Annotated in this window: 15 protein-coding genes; 10 read left to right on the top strand and 5 right to left on the bottom strand. The window is 63.5% G+C overall.

Annotated features, from left to right (window positions below; genetic code table 11):
• Window positions 1-88 precede the first annotated feature (88 nt).
• A complete protein-coding gene (gene leuS / locus NKI39_RS20770) occupies window positions 89-2,713 on the top strand; it encodes a leucine--tRNA ligase (protein ID WP_352834048.1) in 2,625 nt (874 codons plus the stop codon).
• Window positions 2,700-3,281: an LPS assembly lipoprotein LptE gene (locus NKI39_RS20765; protein WP_352613270.1), complete on the top strand. Its 582-nt coding sequence runs from the start codon at window positions 2,700-2,702 to the stop codon at window positions 3,279-3,281. Before leuS ends, NKI39_RS20765 begins: the two co-directional genes overlap by 14 nt.
• A 71-nt stretch (window positions 3,282-3,352) precedes the next feature.
• Here the strand turns inward: NKI39_RS20765 and fsa are convergent, their stop codons facing one another.
• Complete coding sequence (gene fsa, locus NKI39_RS20760; RefSeq protein WP_023678103.1) at window positions 3,353-4,006, bottom strand: fructose-6-phosphate aldolase; 654 nt, start codon at window positions 4,004-4,006, stop codon at window positions 3,353-3,355.
• A 90-nt stretch (window positions 4,007-4,096) separates the two neighbouring features.
• Here fsa and NKI39_RS20755 point away from each other — a divergent pair, with 90 nt between their 5' ends.
• A complete protein-coding gene (locus NKI39_RS20755; RefSeq protein ID WP_352834045.1) occupies window positions 4,097-6,280 on the top strand; it encodes a primosomal protein N' in 2,184 nt (727 codons plus the stop codon).
• Window positions 6,281-6,289: 9 nt separating this feature from the next.
• Here NKI39_RS20755 and NKI39_RS20750 read toward each other — a convergent pair whose 3' ends face one another.
• Window positions 6,290-6,745 carry a type II toxin-antitoxin system VapC family toxin gene (locus NKI39_RS20750; RefSeq protein WP_352834042.1) on the bottom strand — a complete coding sequence of 152 codons (456 nt, stop codon included), beginning with the start codon at window positions 6,743-6,745 and terminating at the stop codon, window positions 6,290-6,292.
• Complete coding sequence (locus NKI39_RS20745; RefSeq protein ID WP_352834039.1) at window positions 6,742-6,987, bottom strand: type II toxin-antitoxin system Phd/YefM family antitoxin; 246 nt, start codon at window positions 6,985-6,987, stop codon at window positions 6,742-6,744. The genes NKI39_RS20750 and NKI39_RS20745 overlap by 4 nt, the downstream gene beginning before the upstream one ends.
• A gap of 211 nt (window positions 6,988-7,198) precedes the next feature.
• Here NKI39_RS20745 and NKI39_RS20740 point away from each other — a divergent pair, with 211 nt between their 5' ends.
• From NKI39_RS20740 to lepB, 7 genes are all read left to right on the top strand, one after another.
• A complete protein-coding gene (locus NKI39_RS20740; protein ID WP_352500793.1) occupies window positions 7,199-7,594 on the top strand; it encodes an AGROH133_08824 family phage infection protein in 396 nt (131 codons plus the stop codon).
• Window positions 7,595-7,840: 246 nt separating this feature from the next.
• Complete coding sequence (locus NKI39_RS20735; protein WP_352504886.1) at window positions 7,841-8,401, top strand: F0F1 ATP synthase subunit delta; 561 nt, start codon at window positions 7,841-7,843, stop codon at window positions 8,399-8,401.
• Window positions 8,401-9,930, top strand: coding sequence for a F0F1 ATP synthase subunit alpha (gene atpA / locus NKI39_RS20730; RefSeq protein ID WP_352471281.1), 1,530 nt, complete (start codon window positions 8,401-8,403; stop codon window positions 9,928-9,930). Before NKI39_RS20735 ends, atpA begins: the two co-directional genes overlap by 1 nt.
• Window positions 9,931-9,958: 28 nt before the next feature.
• Window positions 9,959-10,843: a F0F1 ATP synthase subunit gamma gene (locus NKI39_RS20725; protein WP_352471280.1), complete on the top strand. Its 885-nt coding sequence runs from the start codon at window positions 9,959-9,961 to the stop codon at window positions 10,841-10,843.
• Between the two features lie 67 nt (window positions 10,844-10,910).
• The gene (gene atpD, locus NKI39_RS20720) at window positions 10,911-12,476 is read left to right on the top strand and encodes a F0F1 ATP synthase subunit beta (protein WP_352834035.1); all 1,566 of its coding nucleotides are present in this window, start codon (window positions 10,911-10,913) and stop codon (window positions 12,474-12,476) included.
• A 118-nt stretch (window positions 12,477-12,594) separates the two neighbouring features.
• A complete protein-coding gene (locus NKI39_RS20715; RefSeq protein ID WP_352489184.1) occupies window positions 12,595-13,002 on the top strand; it encodes a F0F1 ATP synthase subunit epsilon in 408 nt (135 codons plus the stop codon).
• A 90-nt stretch (window positions 13,003-13,092) separates the two neighbouring features.
• Window positions 13,093-14,073 carry a signal peptidase I gene (gene lepB, locus NKI39_RS20710; RefSeq protein ID WP_502896518.1) on the top strand — a complete coding sequence of 327 codons (981 nt, stop codon included), beginning with the start codon at window positions 13,093-13,095 and terminating at the stop codon, window positions 14,071-14,073.
• A gap of 1 nt (window position 14,074) precedes the next feature.
• Here lepB and uxuA read toward each other — a convergent pair whose 3' ends face one another.
• Window positions 14,075-15,253 carry a mannonate dehydratase gene (gene uxuA, locus NKI39_RS20705; RefSeq protein ID WP_352834032.1) on the bottom strand — a complete coding sequence of 393 codons (1,179 nt, stop codon included), beginning with the start codon at window positions 15,251-15,253 and terminating at the stop codon, window positions 14,075-14,077.
• Window positions 15,250-16,752: a mannitol dehydrogenase family protein gene (locus NKI39_RS20700; RefSeq protein WP_352834030.1), complete on the bottom strand. Its 1,503-nt coding sequence runs from the start codon at window positions 16,750-16,752 to the stop codon at window positions 15,250-15,252. Before NKI39_RS20700 ends, uxuA begins: the two co-directional genes overlap by 4 nt.
• Window positions 16,753-16,754: the final 2 nt, after the last annotated feature.

Raw genomic sequence — 16,754 nt, 5'->3', positions numbered from 1 at the left:
AATCCATGGTGAACACCGCGACGACATTTCCTGAGCCGCCCGGGCATTGTCCGGCGGCTCGCGCATGCTTTTAAGTGAAAAACACCCGATGGCAACCGAACGATACAATCCGCGCGCGTCAGAGCCCAAATGGCAGAAGGCCTGGGACGCCAAGAAGCTGTTCGAAGCCGACAATGACGACCCGCGCCCGAAATACTACGTGCTGGAGATGTTCCCCTATCCGTCCGGGCGCATCCATATCGGCCATACCCGCAACTATACGATGGGCGATGTGGTGGCGCGCTACAAGCGGGCCAAGGGTTTCAATGTGCTGCACCCGATGGGCTGGGACGCCTTTGGCATGCCAGCCGAAAACGCGGCGATGCAGAACAAGGTCCATCCCAAGGACTGGACCTATCAGAACATCGCCGCCATGCGCGAGCAGCTCAAGGTCATGGGCCTGTCGCTCGATTGGGCGCGCGAGTTCGCCACCTGCGATGTCGACTACTATCACCGCCAGCAGATGCTGTTCCTCGATTTCGTCGAGAAGGGGCTGGTGACGCGCAAATCCTCCAAGGTCAACTGGGATCCGGAGGACATGACGGTGCTTGCCAACGAGCAGGTCATCGACGGACGCGGCTGGCGCTCAGGCGCGCTGGTGGAACAGCGCGAGCTGACGCAGTGGTTCTTCAAGATCACCGATTATGCGCAGGATCTGCTGGATTCGCTCGATCAGCTCGACGACTGGCCGGAAAAAGTGAAGCTGATGCAGGCGAACTGGATCGGCCGTTCAGAAGGGCTGCTGATCCGCTGGCCGCTGGTCAAGCCAATCGCCGGCGAGCATGAGCTCGAAGTCTATACGACCAGGCCCGACACCATCTTCGGCGCGTCCTTCATGGCGATTGCGGCCGACCATCCGCTGGCCAAAAAGGCCGCCGAGGACAATCCGGCGGTGGCAAAGTTCATCGACGAAGTCCGCCATATGGGCACTTCGGCGGCGGCCTTGGAGACGGCCGAGAAGAAGGGTTTCGATACCGGCACTCGCGTCGTCCATCCGTTCGACGAGAGGTGGACGCTACCCGTCTACGTCGCCAATTTCGTGCTGATGGACTATGGCACCGGCGCCATCTTCGGCTGCCCGGCACATGACCAGCGCGACCTCGACTTCGCCAACAGATACGGCCTTCCGGTCATTCCGGTGGTGATGCCGGAAGGCGAGAATCAAGGAAGCTTCCAGGTCATCGACGAGGCTTACGTCGATGATGGCGCGATGATCAATTCGCGCTTCCTCGACGGCATGAAGCCGGATCAGGCATTCGACGAGGTGGCGAAGCTGCTGGAACAAAGGACCATCGGCAACCGGCCGATGGCCGAGCGCAAGGTGAATTTCCGCCTGCGCGACTGGGGCATTTCGCGCCAGCGCTATTGGGGCTGCCCGATCCCGATGATCCATTGCGAGGATTGCGGCGTGGTGCCGGTGCCGAAAGCCGACCTGCCGGTCAAGCTGCCGGACGACATCGAGTTCGACCGGCCGGGCAATCCGCTCGATCGCCATCCGACATGGCGGCACGTCAAATGCCCGCGTTGCGGCAAGGATGCGCGGCGCGAAACCGACACGATGGACACATTTGTCGATTCTTCGTGGTATTTCGCGCGCTTCACCGCGCCGTGGGCAAACGATCCGACCGATCCCGAGGCCGCGACTGAATGGCTGCCGGTCGACCAGTATATTGGCGGTATTGAGCATGCGATCCTGCATTTGCTCTATTCGCGCTTTTTCACCCGCGCCATGCGCGAGACCGGCCATGTCGATCTCGCCGAGCCGTTCAGGGGCCTGTTCACGCAAGGCATGGTGGTACACGAGACCTATCGGGTTGGCGGCGCCTCGAACGGCCGCTGGCTTGCGCCAAGCGAGGTCAGGCTGGAAGACGCCGACGGCAAGCGCCGCGCCTTCGAAATCGCCACCGGCGAAGAGGCGGTGATCGGTCCGCTCGAAAAAATGTCGAAGTCGAAGAAGAATACGGTGAGTCCGGAAGAGATCACCGACGGCTACGGCGCCGATACGGCGCGCTGGTTCATGCTGTCGGACTCGCCGCCCGAGCGCGATGTCGAATGGACCGACGAGGGTGCGGCCGGCGCGCATCGCTTCATCCAGCGCATCTGGCGCCTGGTGTCGACGGCTGCCGAATCGCTCGCCGGAGTCCGGCCAGAGGCGGCGAAGGACGGCGAGGCCGGGACAGTGTCCAAGGCCGCGCACAAGATCCTGAAGTTGGTCGGCGAGGATATCGAAAAGCTCGCCTTCAACCGCGCCATCGCCCGCATCTATGAGCTCGCCAATGCCTTGACCGTACCGCTCAACGAGGCGGCAGAGGGCAAGGCCGGTCCGGCCCTGCAAGCGGCCTGCCGTGAGGCCGTCGAGATCCTGGTGCACCTGATCGCGCCGGTCATGCCGCATCTGGCCGAGGAGTGCTGGCAGACGCTCGGCGGCACCGACCTTGTCGCCGAACGGCCCTGGCCGGACTACGATGCCTCGCTTGTCGTCGACGCCGAGATCGTGCTGCCGGTCCAGGTCAACGGCAAGAAGCGCGGTGATTTGACAATTGCCCGCGACGCGGACCAAGGTGCGGTCGAAAAAGCGGTTCTGGCTCTCGAGTTCGTGCAGAAAGCGCTCGAAGGTAAGGCGCCGCGCAAGGTGATCATCGTGCCGCAGAGGATCGTCAATGTCGTTGCCTGATCCGAAAAAAGCGGAGCTGACGCTGCGCCGTGTCGTGCTTTACGGGCTGCTCGCCTCGGTGGCGCTGGTTTCCGCCTGCACGGTGCGGCCGCTCTATTCGAGCGCGCCGCTGATCGCCGGCTCGCAGGTCGGCGCCGCTGCCGAGCTGGCATCGATCTCGGTCAAGCCGGTCAAGACCCGCTACGCCCAGCAGGTCCGCAACAATTTGATCTTCGCGCTCGGCCAGGGCGCCGGCGAGCCGGCTTCGCCGGTCTATTCGCTTGATCTCGGCGTCTCCGAACTCGTCGAATCGGCGGCAATCGAGCAGGTCACGACCGACGAGGACGAGCCGACCGCCGGCACTGTGACGCTGACTGCCAACTATGTGCTCAGCGATGCCAAGACGGGCACGGTCATAGCGAGGGGCAAGCGCTCGATTCCGTCGTCATACGACAGGCCGCGCCAGGAATTCGCGTCATACCGGGCCCAGATCGACGCCGAGAACCGTGCGGCGCGCGAGCTGGCAGATGTGCTGCGGCTGTCGATTGCCCAGGATCTGATCAAGCACGGCAGGCCGGCGGCAAGCTAGGTCTTTCCAGAGTGCGCAATCTGCAAAAAAAGGCCGATTGCTCGGCCTTTTTTGTTCGTAGGACAGTCGCTTCAGCCGATCTTCTGCCCGGTCTTTGCCCAGTCGGCGAGGAACAGTTCCAGGCCCTTGTCGGTCAGCGGGTGCTTGACCAGCGCCTTGAGCGTCGCCGGCGGCGCGGTGATGACATCGGCACCGATCAGCGCCGCCTGCTTGACATGGTTCACGGTACGCACCGAAGCGGTCAGGATTTCAGTCTGGAAGTCATAATTGTCGTAGATGGTGCGGATATCGGCAATCAGCTCCATGCCGTCCCAGCCGCTGTCGTCGATGCGGCCGACGAAGGGCGAGATGAAGGAGGCGCCGGCCTTGGCGGCGAGCAGCGCCTGGGTGGCCGAGAAGCACAGCGTGACGTTGACCATGCGGCCGTCCGACCGGATGTCCTTGCAGGCTCTCAGGCCGTCGAGCGTCAGCGGCACCTTGATGCAGACATTGTCGGCGATCCTGGCCAGGATCTTGGCCTCCGCCATCATGTCCTTGTATTCGGTGGCGACGACTTCGGCCGAGACTGGGCCCTTGACGATCTCGCAGATCTCTCTTGTGACGTCGGCGATCTTGCCGCCGGATTTCAGGATCAGCGACGGATTGGTGGTTACGCCGTCGAGCAGCCCCAAATCGTTCAGCTCGCGGATTTCCTTGACATCGGCGGTGTCGACAAAAAATTTCATGGCGGTCTCCTGAAGATTTTTCATGTGCACGTCATGCACATTTGGGGTCGGACTTTGATCTAGACCAAAGTCGGGGCAAGGTCACGCCTCATGATCGAAGATTCGCCCTTTGTCGCGGCCGCACCGGTGCTGGTGCCGATGCCCGCCGAGCGCCCCTACACCTATGCCGTGCCGGCTGGCATGCGCGTCGTGCCGGGCTCGATCGTGCGCGTTCCGCTTGGGCCCCGCCAGGTCGCCGGCATCGTCTGGGACGGCGCCGTCGAAAAGGTCGACGCGAAGAAATTGCGGCCGATCGAGCAGGTTTTCGACTGCCCGCCGATCGACCGCGCGATGCGGCGTTTTGTCGATTGGGTGGCGCAGTACACGCTGTCGCCGCCCGGCATGGTGGCGCGCATGCTGCTCAGGGCGCCGGAGGCGTTCGATCCGGAGCCGTGGATCGAAGGGCTGCAGCGCACCTTCGCCAAGCCCGACCGGATGACGGAGGCGAGGATGCGCGTGCTGGAGACAGCCGAAGGCGGACTTGCCTGGACACGATCCGGCCTGGCGCATGCGGCAGGCGTGTCGTCGACGGTGGTGGACGGGCTGCGGGCGCAGGGCGTATTCCAGACGGTGATGATCCCGCCGCGGCCGGTGGTCGCAGCACCCGATCCCGGCTACGCCGTGCCTTCACTGATGCCGGACCAGAGCGAAGCAGCCGAGATGCTGCGCACCAACGTCGCGACCGGCACATTCGGCGTCACCCTGCTCGATGGTGTAACCGGATCCGGCAAGACGGAGGTCTATTTCGAGGCGGTTGCGGCCGCGCTCGATCGCGGCAAGCAGGTGCTGATCCTGCTGCCGGAAATTGCGCTGACCCACGCTTTTCTCGAACGCTTCCAGGAGCGGTTCGGTGCCAAGCCGGCGGAATGGCACTCGGATCTGCCGCCAAGGATGCGCGAAAAGGTCTGGCGGCAGGTAGCGGAAGGCGGCGTGCGGGTCGTCGCCGGCGCGCGCTCGGCGCTGTTCCTGCCGTTCAGGGAGCTTGGATTGATCGTAGTCGACGAAGAGCACGATCCCGCCTACAAGCAGGAGGATCGCGTCTTTTACAACGCGCGCGACATGGCCGTGGTGCGCAGCCATATCGGCGGCTTTCCGGTCGTGCTCGCCTCGGCGACACCGTCGGTCGAAAGCCGGGTCAATGCCAGCCAGGGCCGCTACAGCAGGGCGGTGCTTTCGGCGCGCTTTGCCGAGGCGGCACTTCCCGATCTCAAGACGATCGACATGCGCCGCGCGCCGCCTGCACGCGGCGGCTTCCTGTCGCCTGTACTGCTCGGCCATATACGGCAGACGCTGGAAAGAAAGGAACAGTCGCTGCTGTTCCTCAACCGGCGCGGTTATGCGCCGCTGACGCTCTGCCGGGTCTGCGGCCATCGCTTCGGCTGTCCGGTCTGCTCGGCCTGGCTGGTCGAGCACCGCTTTCGCGGCCAGCTCGTCTGCCACCACTGCGGGCACAATGAACGCCGGCCCGAAGCCTGTCCGGAATGCGGCACGCTCGATCATCTGGTCGCCTGCGGGCCGGGCGTCGAGCGCATCGCCGAGGAGGTCGTCGCGCATTTCCCCGATGCCCGCACCATCGTACTGTCGTCCGACCTGATGGGCGGCGTGCGGCGGCTGCGGCTCGAGCTTGAAGCCATCGCCAATGGCGAGGCCGACATCGTCATCGGCACGCAACTCGTCGCCAAGGGCCATAATTTCCCCAACATGACGCTGGTCGGTGTGGTCGATGCCGATCTCGGCCTTGCCAATGGCGACCCGCGCGCCGCCGAGCGCACCTTCCAACTGCTCAGCCAGGTGACCGGCCGCGCCGGTCGCACCGGCAAGAAAAGCCTCGGCCTGCTGCAGACCTTCCAACCCGACCACCCGGTGATGCGCGCGATCGTCTCAGGCGATGCCGAGGCCTTCTACGAGCGCGAGATCGCCGAGCGTGAGCGGGCGGGGCTGCCGCCCTTCGGCAGGCTCGCCGGCGTCATCGTCAGCGCGGCGACACGGGCCGAAGCCGAAGGGCACGCCCGTGGCCTGCGTCGCGCCGCGCCGCAAGCCGCCGACCTATTCGTGCTCGGCCCGGCCGAGGCGCCGCTGTCATTGATCGGCGGCCGCCATCGCTTTCGCCTGCTGATCCAGGGCGAGCGGCGCGCCGACATGCAAGGGTTCATTCGCACCATGCTGGCCGAGGGACCGAAGATAAGGGGCTCGGTGCGAGTCCAGGTCGACATCGACCCGCAGAGCTTTTTGTAAGCTGTCGAATTACCCTTTCGAGGCGCGTTCGGTGAATGGGTTCAGGTAAGGCACGTCGAGAATCGCAAAATGCCGGGTGTTGGCCGTCAAAACTGACAGGCCGTGCAAACGGGCAGTAGCTGCGATCAGAACGTCCGCCAGACCCGGATTGGCGCCTCTGGCGATCGTGGCGTCTTCCAGTTTTCCGGCTTCTCGCGCGATTGCTAAATCGATGGGAAGGATTCGCTGGTTGAACTCTAGAAGCAACCTTTCGAACCACTCATTGATGCGCTCTGCCTTCATATGCCCGCCCGCCCGCTTCAGTTTCGCGATTCCTCGTTCCACCTCCAAGATGACGATCGACGAGAGCTGCCAAGAGCCGCGTTCTCCTTGGTCGGCAACCCAGTTCTGCACGTGTGACGGAAACAAAGGCCGACCGGGTGCAAATGCCGAGAGAAAAGACGTCTCAAGCAGATAGCCGGTCAAAACTCCACTTCCCGCGACGGCGATTCGTTTCGCTCAAGCTCAATGCCGCCTGGATACTGAAGCAGGAAATCCACGAAGTCTTTTTGGCTGTTCTGCGGATAAAGTTTCCGTCCCTCACCGATTGGCACCACCATGACTGCGGGCTTGCCGTGCTTGGTGATAACCGTGGGCTCACCGTTCTCGGCAGCCTTCACAAGTGCGGAAAGGCTGGCCTTTGCCTCTCGTAGTTGCATCGTCTTCATGCCCGGAACCCTTGTGGTCTCATGTAGTCACAATATGGGAATTGTGCACAAAAAACAGCGCGTTGTGTAACGTCCTGTTAGCCCGGTCGAGACAACGGTCGGGCTCGCGTTGGGCTGACGCGCCGTAAATTGCGACGGCCCATCTGGCGCATGTCTCTTGCTTCGCTAGAATGCCCGAAAATTTTGAATATCCATTTACGAGGGGACAAGGATGGAATTTGCGTTTCCATGGCCGATGAGCCAGGGCGAGTGGCTGGCATGGTCAAGCGCCGTCGTGACCTTGCTTTTCGGGCTGCTGCTGTTCCTGGCGCCAGGGCTGGCCTTCCGGATTCTCAGGCTGCAGGTCAAGCCCGAGAAGGCGGCGGCGATCGCCGAAGGTCGCGGCAGGATGTCGGGCTTCTATCTCGGTGTCAGCCTGTGCTGCATCCTCTTGGCGCAGCCGCTGCTCTATATGGCGCTCGGCTTCTCCTGGCTGTTCACCGCCTTCGGCCGGCTGCTATCGATGATGTCGGACGGCGCCAACACGCCGTTCAACTGGGCTTCCATCGTCGTCGAGCTGGTGCTGGCGGCGCTGCCGCTTGCCTTCGCCTTCGGCTTTTTGCCCTGAATCAGGGATCAATCCGGGGTTGGTTGCTGAACTCGCCCGGCGGATGCGACAATAGTGCCTGAAAACCATGCCGGACGACGCATTGCGGTCTGAAAATGCCTGTGCTAGACGGCAATCGACTTTCGACCGGGGATAGCGGAAGCCGCGCCTCCGTGCTTGGAAAAATGCAGTAAGGTCAAAGATTTAGCCAGCGTTTTTGCTCGCGCCAACAATCTGCGGCCTGTCAGACAAGAGAAAAGACGGTCCGTGGCCCAATCGTCATCGCCAATCTCAGGTGTCGCAGAACGCTATGCGGGTTCGCTGTTCGAACTCGCGCTGCAGGCCAATTCGGTCGCCGGCGTCGAGGCCGACCTCAACAGGTTCGAAACGATGCTCGAAGGCAGCGCTGACCTTTCGCGGCTGATCAGGAGCCCTGTCTTCTCCAGCGAGGACCAGGCCAAGGCGATCGCCGCGATCGCCGACAGAGCAGGGATTACCGGCCTCACCGGCAATTTCCTGCGCGTCGTTGCCCAGAATCGCCGGCTGTTCGCCGTGCCCGGCATGATCAAGGCGTTCCGCCAGATCGCCGCCGAACACCGCGGCGAGACCGCTGCCGAGGTCACCTCGGCGCATGCGCTGACGCCTGCCCAGGAAACCGAGCTGAAAGCAGCGCTGAAAAGCGTCGCCGGCAAGGACGTGGCGATCACGGTCACCGTCGATCCGTCGCTGCTCGGCGGACTGGTGGTCAAGATCGGCTCGCGCCAGATCGATACGTCGCTCAAAACCAAACTCAATTCGCTCAAGCTTGCACTGAAAGAGGTCGGCTGATGGACATCCGCGCCGCGGAAATTTCCGCAATTCTGAAAGACCAGATCAAGAATTTCGGCAAGGAGGCCGAGGTCTCCGAAGTCGGCCAGGTGCTGTCCGTCGGTGACGGTATCGCCCGCGTCTACGGCCTCGACAATGTCCAGGCCGGCGAGATGGTCGAGTTCCCCGGCGGCATCCGCGGCATGGCGCTCAACCTCGAAGCCGACAATGTCGGCGTCGTCATCTTCGGCGCCGACCGCGACATCAAGGAAGGCGACACCGTCAAGCGCACCGGCGCCATCGTCGATGCGCCCGTCGGCATGGGCCTGCTCGGCCGCGTCGTCGACGCGCTCGGCAACCCGATCGACGGCAAAGGCCCGATCCAGGCCACCGAACGCAAGCGCGTCGACGTCAAGGCGCCCGGCATCATCCCGCGCAAATCGGTGAACGAGCCGATGTCGACTGGCCTCAAGGCCATCGACGCGCTGATCCCGGTCGGCCGCGGCCAGCGCGAGCTGGTCATCGGCGACCGCCAGACCGGCAAGACCGCGATCATCCTCGACACCATGCTCAACCAGAAATCGGTGCACGACAACGGCCCTGAGAAGGAAAAGCTGTACTGCGTCTATGTCGCCGTCGGCCAGAAGCGCTCGACGGTGGCGCAGTTCGTCAAGGTCCTGGAAGAGCGCGGCGCGCTCGACTATTCGATCATCATCGCCGCGACCGCCTCCGATCCGGCGCCGATGCAGTTCCTGGCGCCGTTCACCGCCTGCACCATGGGCGAATATTTCCGCGACAACGGCATGCACGCGCTGATCAGCTACGACGACCTGTCGAAGCAGGCCGTCGCCTATCGCCAGATGTCGCTGCTGCTGCGCCGTCCGCCGGGCCGCGAGGCCTATCCCGGCGACGTCTTCTACCTGCACTCGCGCCTGCTCGAGCGCGCCGCCAAGCTTAATGACGAAAATGGCGGTGGGTCTCTGACTGCGCTGCCGATCATCGAAACGCAGGCCAACGACGTGTCGGCCTATATCCCGACCAACGTCATCTCGATCACCGACGGCCAGATCTTCCTGGAAACCAATCTGTTCTTCCAGGGCGTGCGCCCGGCGGTCAATGTCGGCCTTTCGGTGTCGCGCGTCGGCTCCTCGGCGCAGATCAAGGCGATGAAGCAGGTTGCCGGATCGATCAAGGGCGAGCTCGCGCAGTACCGCGAAATGGCTGCTTTCGCGCAGTTCGGCTCCGACCTCGATGCCGCCACGCAACGCCTGCTCAACCGCGGCTCGCGCCTGACCGAGCTGTTGAAGCAGCCGCAATTCTCGCCGCTCAAGGTCGAGGAGCAGGTCGCGGTGATCTTCGCCGGCGTCAACGGCTATCTCGACAAGCTGACGATCAACCAGGTCGGCAAGTTCGAGCATGGCCTGTTGTCGCATATGCGCTCGGCCGGCAAGGACGTGCTCGACGGCATCCGCAAGGAGAAGGCGCTGTCCGACGATCTGCGCGCCAGGCTGAAGGCAGAAATCGACGCCTTCGCCAAGACCTTTGCTTGAGCAGGACGGACGGGATCAGGTTTGAAGCATGCCTTCGTTAAAAGACCTTCGTAACCGTATCGCCTCGGTCAAGGCGACGCAGAAGATCACCAAGGCGATGCAGATGGTCGCCGCGGCGAAGCTGCGTCGCGCGCAGGAAGCGGCGGAAGCGGCGCGTCCCTATTCGGAGCGCATGGGCGCGGTGCTGGCCAATATCACCCAGGCGATCGGCGGCGGCGGCGATGCCCCGGCGCTGATGACCGGCACCGGCAAGGACGACGTGCATCTGCTTGTTGTCTGCACGGCCGAACGCGGCCTGTGCGGCGGCTTCAATTCGCAGATCGCCCGTTTTGCCCGCGACCACATCCGCAAGCTTCTGGCCGACGGCAAGCAGGTCAAGATCATCTGCGTCGGCAAGAAGGGGTTTGACATATTGCGCCGCGACTACGGCGCGCTGATCATCGAGCGTGTCGACCTGCGCGAGGTCAAGACGCTGGGCTTCGTCAATGCCGATGCCATCGCCAAGAAGGTGATCCACCTGTTCAACGAAGGCGGCTTCGATATCTGCACGCTGTTCTATTCGCAGTTCAAGTCGGTGATCAGCCAGATCCCGACGGCGCAGCAAATTATCCCGGCGGGCGCGCCTGCGGCTGGCGCGGAAGTGAGGGATGGCGGCAGCGCCGTCTACGAATACGAGCCGGAGCCGGGCGAGATCCTCTCCGATCTCATCCCGCGCAACATTTCCGTGCAGGTTTTTCGCGCGCTGCTCGAGAATGCTGCCGGCGAGATGGGCGCCAAGATGAGCGCCATGGACAATGCGACGCGCAACGCCGGCGACATGATCAACAAATTGTCGATCACCTACAACCGCCAGCGGCAGGCGCAGATCACCAAGGAATTGATCGAAATCATTTCGGGCGCCGAGGCGCTCTAGGCACGCTCACAAGGAGGTCATCGACCTCAAGCGTGTGAGAAACAAAGAGACGAAAAGGGTAAGGACGATGGCGAAAGCAGCGACCCCGAAGACGGCAGCCCCGAAGACCGCGGCACCAGCGAAGGCTCCGGCAGCAGCAAAGGCCGCTCCGGCCAAGAAAGCGGCAGCAACCAAGGTCGCCGCTGTGAATGCGCCGGCCGCCACCATCAAGAAAACCGGCCTGGCAGGCAAGGTTCGCCAGGTCATCGGCGCCGTTGTCGACGTCCAGTTCGGCGAACATCTACCGGCGATCCTGAACGCGCTTGAGACGATCAACGTCGGCAATCGCCTGGTGCTAGAGGTGGCCCAGCATCTGGGCGAAAACACCGTGCGCTGCATCGCCATGGACTCGACCGAAGGTTTGGTCCGTGGCCAGGACGTCTATGATACCGGCGCTCCGATCACCGTGCCGGTCGGCCCGGGCATGCTCGGCCGCATCATCAACGTCATCGGCGAGCCGGTCGACGAGGCAGGCCCGGTCGACGGCATCGAGATGCGCTCGATCCATCAGCCGGCGCCGACCTATGTCGAGCAGTCGACGGAAGCGCAGATCCTGGTCACCGGCATCAAGGTGCTCGACCTGCTGGCCCCCTATGCCCGCGGCGGCAAGATCGGCCTGTTCGGCGGCGCCGGCGTCGGCAAGACGGTGCTGATCCAGGAACTGATCAACAACGTCGCCAAGGCGCATGGCGGCTTCTCGGTGTTCGCCGGCGTCGGCGAGCGCACCCGCGAAGGCAACGACCTCTATCACGAGTTCATCGAGTCCGGCGTCAACAAGAAGGGCGGCGGCGAAGGCTCCAAGGCCGCGCTCGTCTATGGCCAGATGAACGAGCCGCCGGGCGCCCGCGCCCGCGTCGGCCTGACCGGGCTGACGGTTGCCGAATATTTCCGCGATCAGGGCCAGGACGTGCTGTTCTTCGTAGACAACATCTTCCGTTTCACGCAGGCGGGCTCGGAAGTGTCGGCGCTGCTCGGCCGCATTCCTTCGGCCGTGGGCTACCAGCCGACGCTGGCTACCGACATGGGGGCGCTGCAGGAGCGTATCACCACGACGACCAAGGGTTCGATCACCTCGGTGCAGGCGATCTATGTGCCGGCCGACGACCTGACCGACCCTGCACCGGCGACCTCGTTCGCCCACCTCGACGCGACGACCGTGCTCAACCGTGCGATTTCGGAAAAGGGCATCTATCCGGCGGTCGATCCGCTCGATTCGACCTCGCGCATGCTCGACCCGATGGTTGTCGGCGAAGAGCATTACCAGGTCGCCCGCCAGGTGCAGTCGATCCTTCAGCGCTACAAGTCGCTGCAGGACATCATCGCCATCCTGGGCATGGACGAGCTGTCGGAAGAGGATAAGCAGACCGTGGCCCGCGCCCGCAAGATCGAGCGCTTCCTGTCGCAGCCCTTCTTCGTCGCCGAAGTGTTCACCGGCGCACCGGGCAAGCTGGTCGACCTCGCCGACACCATCAAGGGCTTCAAGGGCCTTTGCAACGGCGACTACGACCATCTGCCAGAAGCCGCCTTCTACATGGTCGGCGGCATCGAGGAAGCGGTCGAGAAGGCACAGCGCCTGGCCGCTGAAGCGGCCTGATGGTGAATGGTCAATAGTGAATTGTGAATGGGGAGTAGCGGATAGGAAATCGGGGCTGAGTGAAGGTCATTCTTTCTGACCGTTCACCATTCACCATTCACCAGTCGCTAGATTGATCATGCCTGAAGCTTTCAAATTCGAACTGGTCTCGCCGGAGCGCCTCTTGGTTTCCGAGCAGGTCGAATCCGTCGTCATCCCGGGCGCCGAAGGCGAGATGACTGTCATGGCGCATCACGCACCGGTCATGACCACAATCAAGCCGGGCGTCGTTACGCTGAAGACCGCGCAAGGCAAGGAAGAGCGCTATGTGGTGTTCGGCGGCTTTGCCGACATCGTTCCGGCCGGCTGCACGCTGCTCGCCGAATCGGCTGTGGCCGTCGGCGACATCGACCGCGCCGACCTTGCCCGCCGCATCCAGGAGGCGAGGGAAGACGCCGCCGACGCCAAGGACGACCAGACCCGCAGCAAGGCCGAGCAGTTCCTCAACCAGCTCACCACGCTCGAAGGCGCCATCCTGCCGGCTTGAGGTTCGCTCAAATGACTAACTGAAAAAGCGGGCTTGCCCCGCTTTTTTGTTTGGTGGACAGTCTGGCTGCCTTGGCGTGGGGGGTGGCCGATGACAAAACAAGCAGTGCAACAAGAAACTATCTCGCGATCCAGATGGTCGACGGCCCTGGTGTCGGCCTTTGGCGGCCCGTTTGGCGGGTTCCTCTGGATCGGCAGCGGCAAACTGGCGGTCGCTAGCCTGGTGGTGATCAGCGCCGTCGTTTTCGCGCTTGTTTACATTGGCTTTCCGGTATTGCCTGGCGTCGATCTTGCTTGGTGGGCCAATTTTTCAGGGATCGGTTTGATGGCCCTGTGGGCAGCGATCGTTGTTCCCTTCGCGCACCGGTTCAAGCCGGACAGATGGTACGCGCGTGGGCTTTCGGTGCTGGTGCTCGTCTTTCTGACTTCGTATCCGGCTGCATTCGCAATACGCGCGTTCCTGCTCCAGCCTTTTTCGATTCCCTCCAGCAGCATGGTGCCGACGTTGCAGGGAGGCGACTATCTCTTCGTCTCCAAAATGGCATACGGCTACAGCCGCTACAGCGTGCCGTTCAACTTGCTTCCCGTTGATGGACGTATATTCGGCGCGGAACCCAAAAGGGGAGATCTGGTTGTCTTCAAGTTCCCGCCCGATCCGAGCGTGGACTACATCCAGCGGATCGTCGGCCTTCCCGGCGAGAAGATCCAGATCATCGGCGGGGTGCTTCACATCAACGATGTCGCAGTGGGACTCGACGATATCGGCACTTTTTCGTCCGACGAGTTCTCGAAAGCCAAACTTCAACGCGAAACTCTGCCGGGGGGCGTCACCACCCATTCCGTCCTCAACCTTACCGACAACTCGATCGGCGACAATACGCGTGTGTTTGAGGTGCCCGAAGGCCACTACTTCGTGCTTGGTGACAATCGCGACAATGCCTCCGACAGCCGGTTCAGTGTCGGGTTTGTTCCCTATGAAAATCTGGTCGGCAAGGCCGTGCGGCTGTTCTGGAATTCCAAAGGTACCGATTATTCGTCTCGACAGACGCTGAACGGCCAGGCGAGCAAGTAGCTCAAACTGTCAGTGCCTCTACTGCGCGCATGACGCCGCGCAGTTCGGCGAGGCCCTTCAGGCGGCCGATGCAGGAATAGCCGGGGTTCACCTTCTTGCCGATGTCGTCGACGATCGCGTGGCCATGGTCCGGACGCATCGGCACCTGCCAGTCCGCCCTGCCTGCCGCCTTGCGCCGCCGCTCTTCGCCAATCAGCGCCGACACGACCGCCACCATGTCGGTGTCGCCGTCGAGGTGCTCGGCTTCGTGGAAGGAGCCGTCTGGCTCCTTGGTGACGTTGCGCAGATGGGCGAAATGGATGTTTTCGGCGAAGGCCTTGGCCATTGCGGGCAGATCGTTCTGCGCGCCCGCGCCGTAGGAGCCGGTGCACAGCGTCAGCCCGTTAGCCGGCGAAGCGACCGCGTCGAGCAGCGCGCGGGCATCATTGGCGTTGGAAACGATGCGCGGCAGGCCGAACAGCGAAAAGGGCGGATCGTCGGGGTGGATCGCCATCCTGACGCCGGCCTCTTCGGCCACCGGCACGATCTCGCGCAGGAAGGCAAACAGGGTTTCGCGCAGGCCTTCGGTGGAGACGTCCTTGTAGAGGTCGAGGGCGCGGCGGAAGCTTGCGCGATCGAAGATGAATTCGCGCGCCGGCACCCAGCCGATCAGGTTGCGCTCCAGCCTTGCCTTGTCGCTGTCGCTCATCCCTTGCAGCCGCGCACGCGCGGCCTCGATACGGACCGGTGGGTGATCGGCCTCCGCCCCTTCTCGCTCAAGGATGAAGACGTCATAGGCGCAGAGCTCGACGACATCGAAGCGCAGCGCGGTGCCGCCATGCGGCATGGGATAATCGAGGTCGGTGCGCGTCCAGTCGGTGATCGCCATGAAATTATAGCAGACGGTATTGATCCCGGCGGCGGCGACGGAGCGGACCGACGCCTTGTAATTGTCGATCAGGGTGCGCCAGTTGCCGCTGCGGGTCTTGATGTCCTCATGGACGACGATGCTCTCGACCACATCCCAGGTCAGGCCTGCTGCCTCGATGTCGGCCTTGCGCCTGGCGATCTCGTCCGCCGGCCAGGCGCGGCCGTCATTGAGGTGATGCAGCGCGCTGACGATGCCGACGGCGCCGGCTTGACGGACATGGGCAAGCGTCACCGGATCGTCCGGCCCGAACCAGCGCCAGGTCTGTCTCATGGCTTCTCACTCCCTATGCCAAGCGCCGCGAAGGCAGCGGCAGGTCCGCCCCGCCGCAGGCGCTCGAGATGGGCTGCCGTCAGATCGATCAGTGTCATGCGGTGGGAATGGTCCTTGGCGAAGCCGGCGAGATCGAATATCGCTGTCACCGTTTCATCAGCCGGCCGGCTGCCGAGCGCCGTAAGCCGAGCGTCGATCGGGTCGGTAAAATGGGCTTCCGGCAAGGTTTTGCCGCGCGCCTCGCAAGCGGTGATCCAAGCCGCCACCACCAGCATGAGATGCGCGGGCAGGTCACCGGCGCCCAGCCGATCGAGGGCAGAGGCGACGATGCGCTGCGGCAGCTTCTGGCTGCCGTCATTGGCGATCTGCGCCGTGCGATGGGCGAGCGCGGTGTTCGAATAGCGTTCGGCGAGCTGGGCCGTGTAGCCGGCCGTATCGAGCCCGGCGTCCTGCGGCAGCGTCGGGATGGCCTCGGCCCATAGTCCGTCGACGAATTGCCGGATCGCCGGATCGGCAAAGGCGCGGTCGACCGTGTCGTAGCCGCTGAGCAGGCCGAGATAGGCGATTGCCGAATGCGAACCGTTGAGCAGCCGCAGCTTCATGTCCTCGAAGGGCCCGACGTCGCCGACCATGGTGACGCCGAACTTTTCCCAGGCCGGCCTGCCAGCCGGGAAATCGTCTTCGACCACCCATTGGCAGAACGGCTCGGTCATCACCGGCCAGGCATCCTCGACGCCGAGCTCGACGGCGATACGCGCCCGGTCGGCGTCGGTAGTCGCCGGCACGATGCGGTCGACCATGCTCGACGGAAACGCGACGCCGTCGGCGATGTGGGCGGCGAGCCTGGCATCGCCTGAAGTGGCGAGCCTGGCATCGCGCAGTGCGGCGAATTCGACCAGCAGGCGGTGCAGCGTGGCGCCATTGGCCGGAAGGTTGTCGCAGCAGAGCACGGTGAAAGGCTGGATGCCTGCGGCACGGCGGCGCGACAGCGCCTCGGTCAGGAAACCATGCGCCGTCCGTGGCATTTGCGGGTTGGCCAGATCATGGACGATGTCGGGGTGGGTATTGTCGAGGCCGCCGCCGGCTGCCCTCAAATAGGCCTTTTCGGTGATCGTCAGCGTGACGATGCGGGTGCGCTGATCGGTCAGGGCGGCGAGCACCGCAGCCGGATCTTCCGGTGCCACCAGCAGCGACAGGATCGAGCCGACGACGCGCAGCTCTTCGCCGATGCTGCTCCTGATCGCCAGCGTGTAGAGGCCATCCTGCGGCGCCAGTGCGTCGCGCGTGTCAGGACTGCGCAAGGACACGCCGACAATGCCCCAGTCCGCCTCGCCCGCCGCCAGGCAGTCGTCGACATAGGCCGCCTGGTGGGCGCGATGGAAGGCACCGACGCCGAGATGGACGATGCCCGGTGCAATAGCGCCGCGGGCGTAGCGCGGGACCGCGACCGAAGCCGGCAGTGCCTTCAGCGTGCTGTTGGAAAGGCGTCTATTGGTCATTG

Origin of the sequence: Mesorhizobium sp. M0664 (assembly GCF_040320565.1) — a bacterium.
GTDB lineage: Bacteria > Pseudomonadota > Alphaproteobacteria > Rhizobiales > Rhizobiaceae > Mesorhizobium.
This window is presented reverse-complemented; position numbering and strand designations above follow the sequence as displayed.

Bases quoted from the DNA above. Each gene is read 5' to 3' on its own strand.
- leuS (WP_352834048.1), top strand. From the start codon at position 89: ATGGCAACCGAACGATACAATCCGCGCGCGTCAGAGCCCAAATGGCAG.
- NKI39_RS20765 (WP_352613270.1), top strand. From the start codon at position 2,700: ATGTCGTTGCCTGATCCGAAAAAAGCGGAGCTGACGCTGCGCCGTGTC.
- fsa (WP_023678103.1), bottom strand. From the start codon at position 4,006: ATGAAATTTTTTGTCGACACCGCCGATGTCAAGGAAATCCGCGAGCTG.
- NKI39_RS20755 (WP_352834045.1), top strand. From the start codon at position 4,097: ATGATCGAAGATTCGCCCTTTGTCGCGGCCGCACCGGTGCTGGTGCCG.
- NKI39_RS20745 (WP_352834039.1), bottom strand. From the start codon at position 6,987: ATGAAGACGATGCAACTACGAGAGGCAAAGGCCAGCCTTTCCGCACTT.
- NKI39_RS20740 (WP_352500793.1), top strand. From the start codon at position 7,199: ATGGAATTTGCGTTTCCATGGCCGATGAGCCAGGGCGAGTGGCTGGCA.
- atpA (WP_352471281.1), top strand. From the start codon at position 8,401: ATGGACATCCGCGCCGCGGAAATTTCCGCAATTCTGAAAGACCAGATC.
- NKI39_RS20725 (WP_352471280.1), top strand. From the start codon at position 9,959: ATGCCTTCGTTAAAAGACCTTCGTAACCGTATCGCCTCGGTCAAGGCG.
- atpD (WP_352834035.1), top strand. From the start codon at position 10,911: ATGGCGAAAGCAGCGACCCCGAAGACGGCAGCCCCGAAGACCGCGGCA.
- NKI39_RS20715 (WP_352489184.1), top strand. From the start codon at position 12,595: ATGCCTGAAGCTTTCAAATTCGAACTGGTCTCGCCGGAGCGCCTCTTG.
- lepB (WP_502896518.1), top strand. From the start codon at position 13,093: ATGACAAAACAAGCAGTGCAACAAGAAACTATCTCGCGATCCAGATGG.
- uxuA (WP_352834032.1), bottom strand. From the start codon at position 15,253: ATGAGACAGACCTGGCGCTGGTTCGGGCCGGACGATCCGGTGACGCTT.
- NKI39_RS20700 (WP_352834030.1), bottom strand. From the start codon at position 16,752: ATGACCAATAGACGCCTTTCCAACAGCACGCTGAAGGCACTGCCGGCT.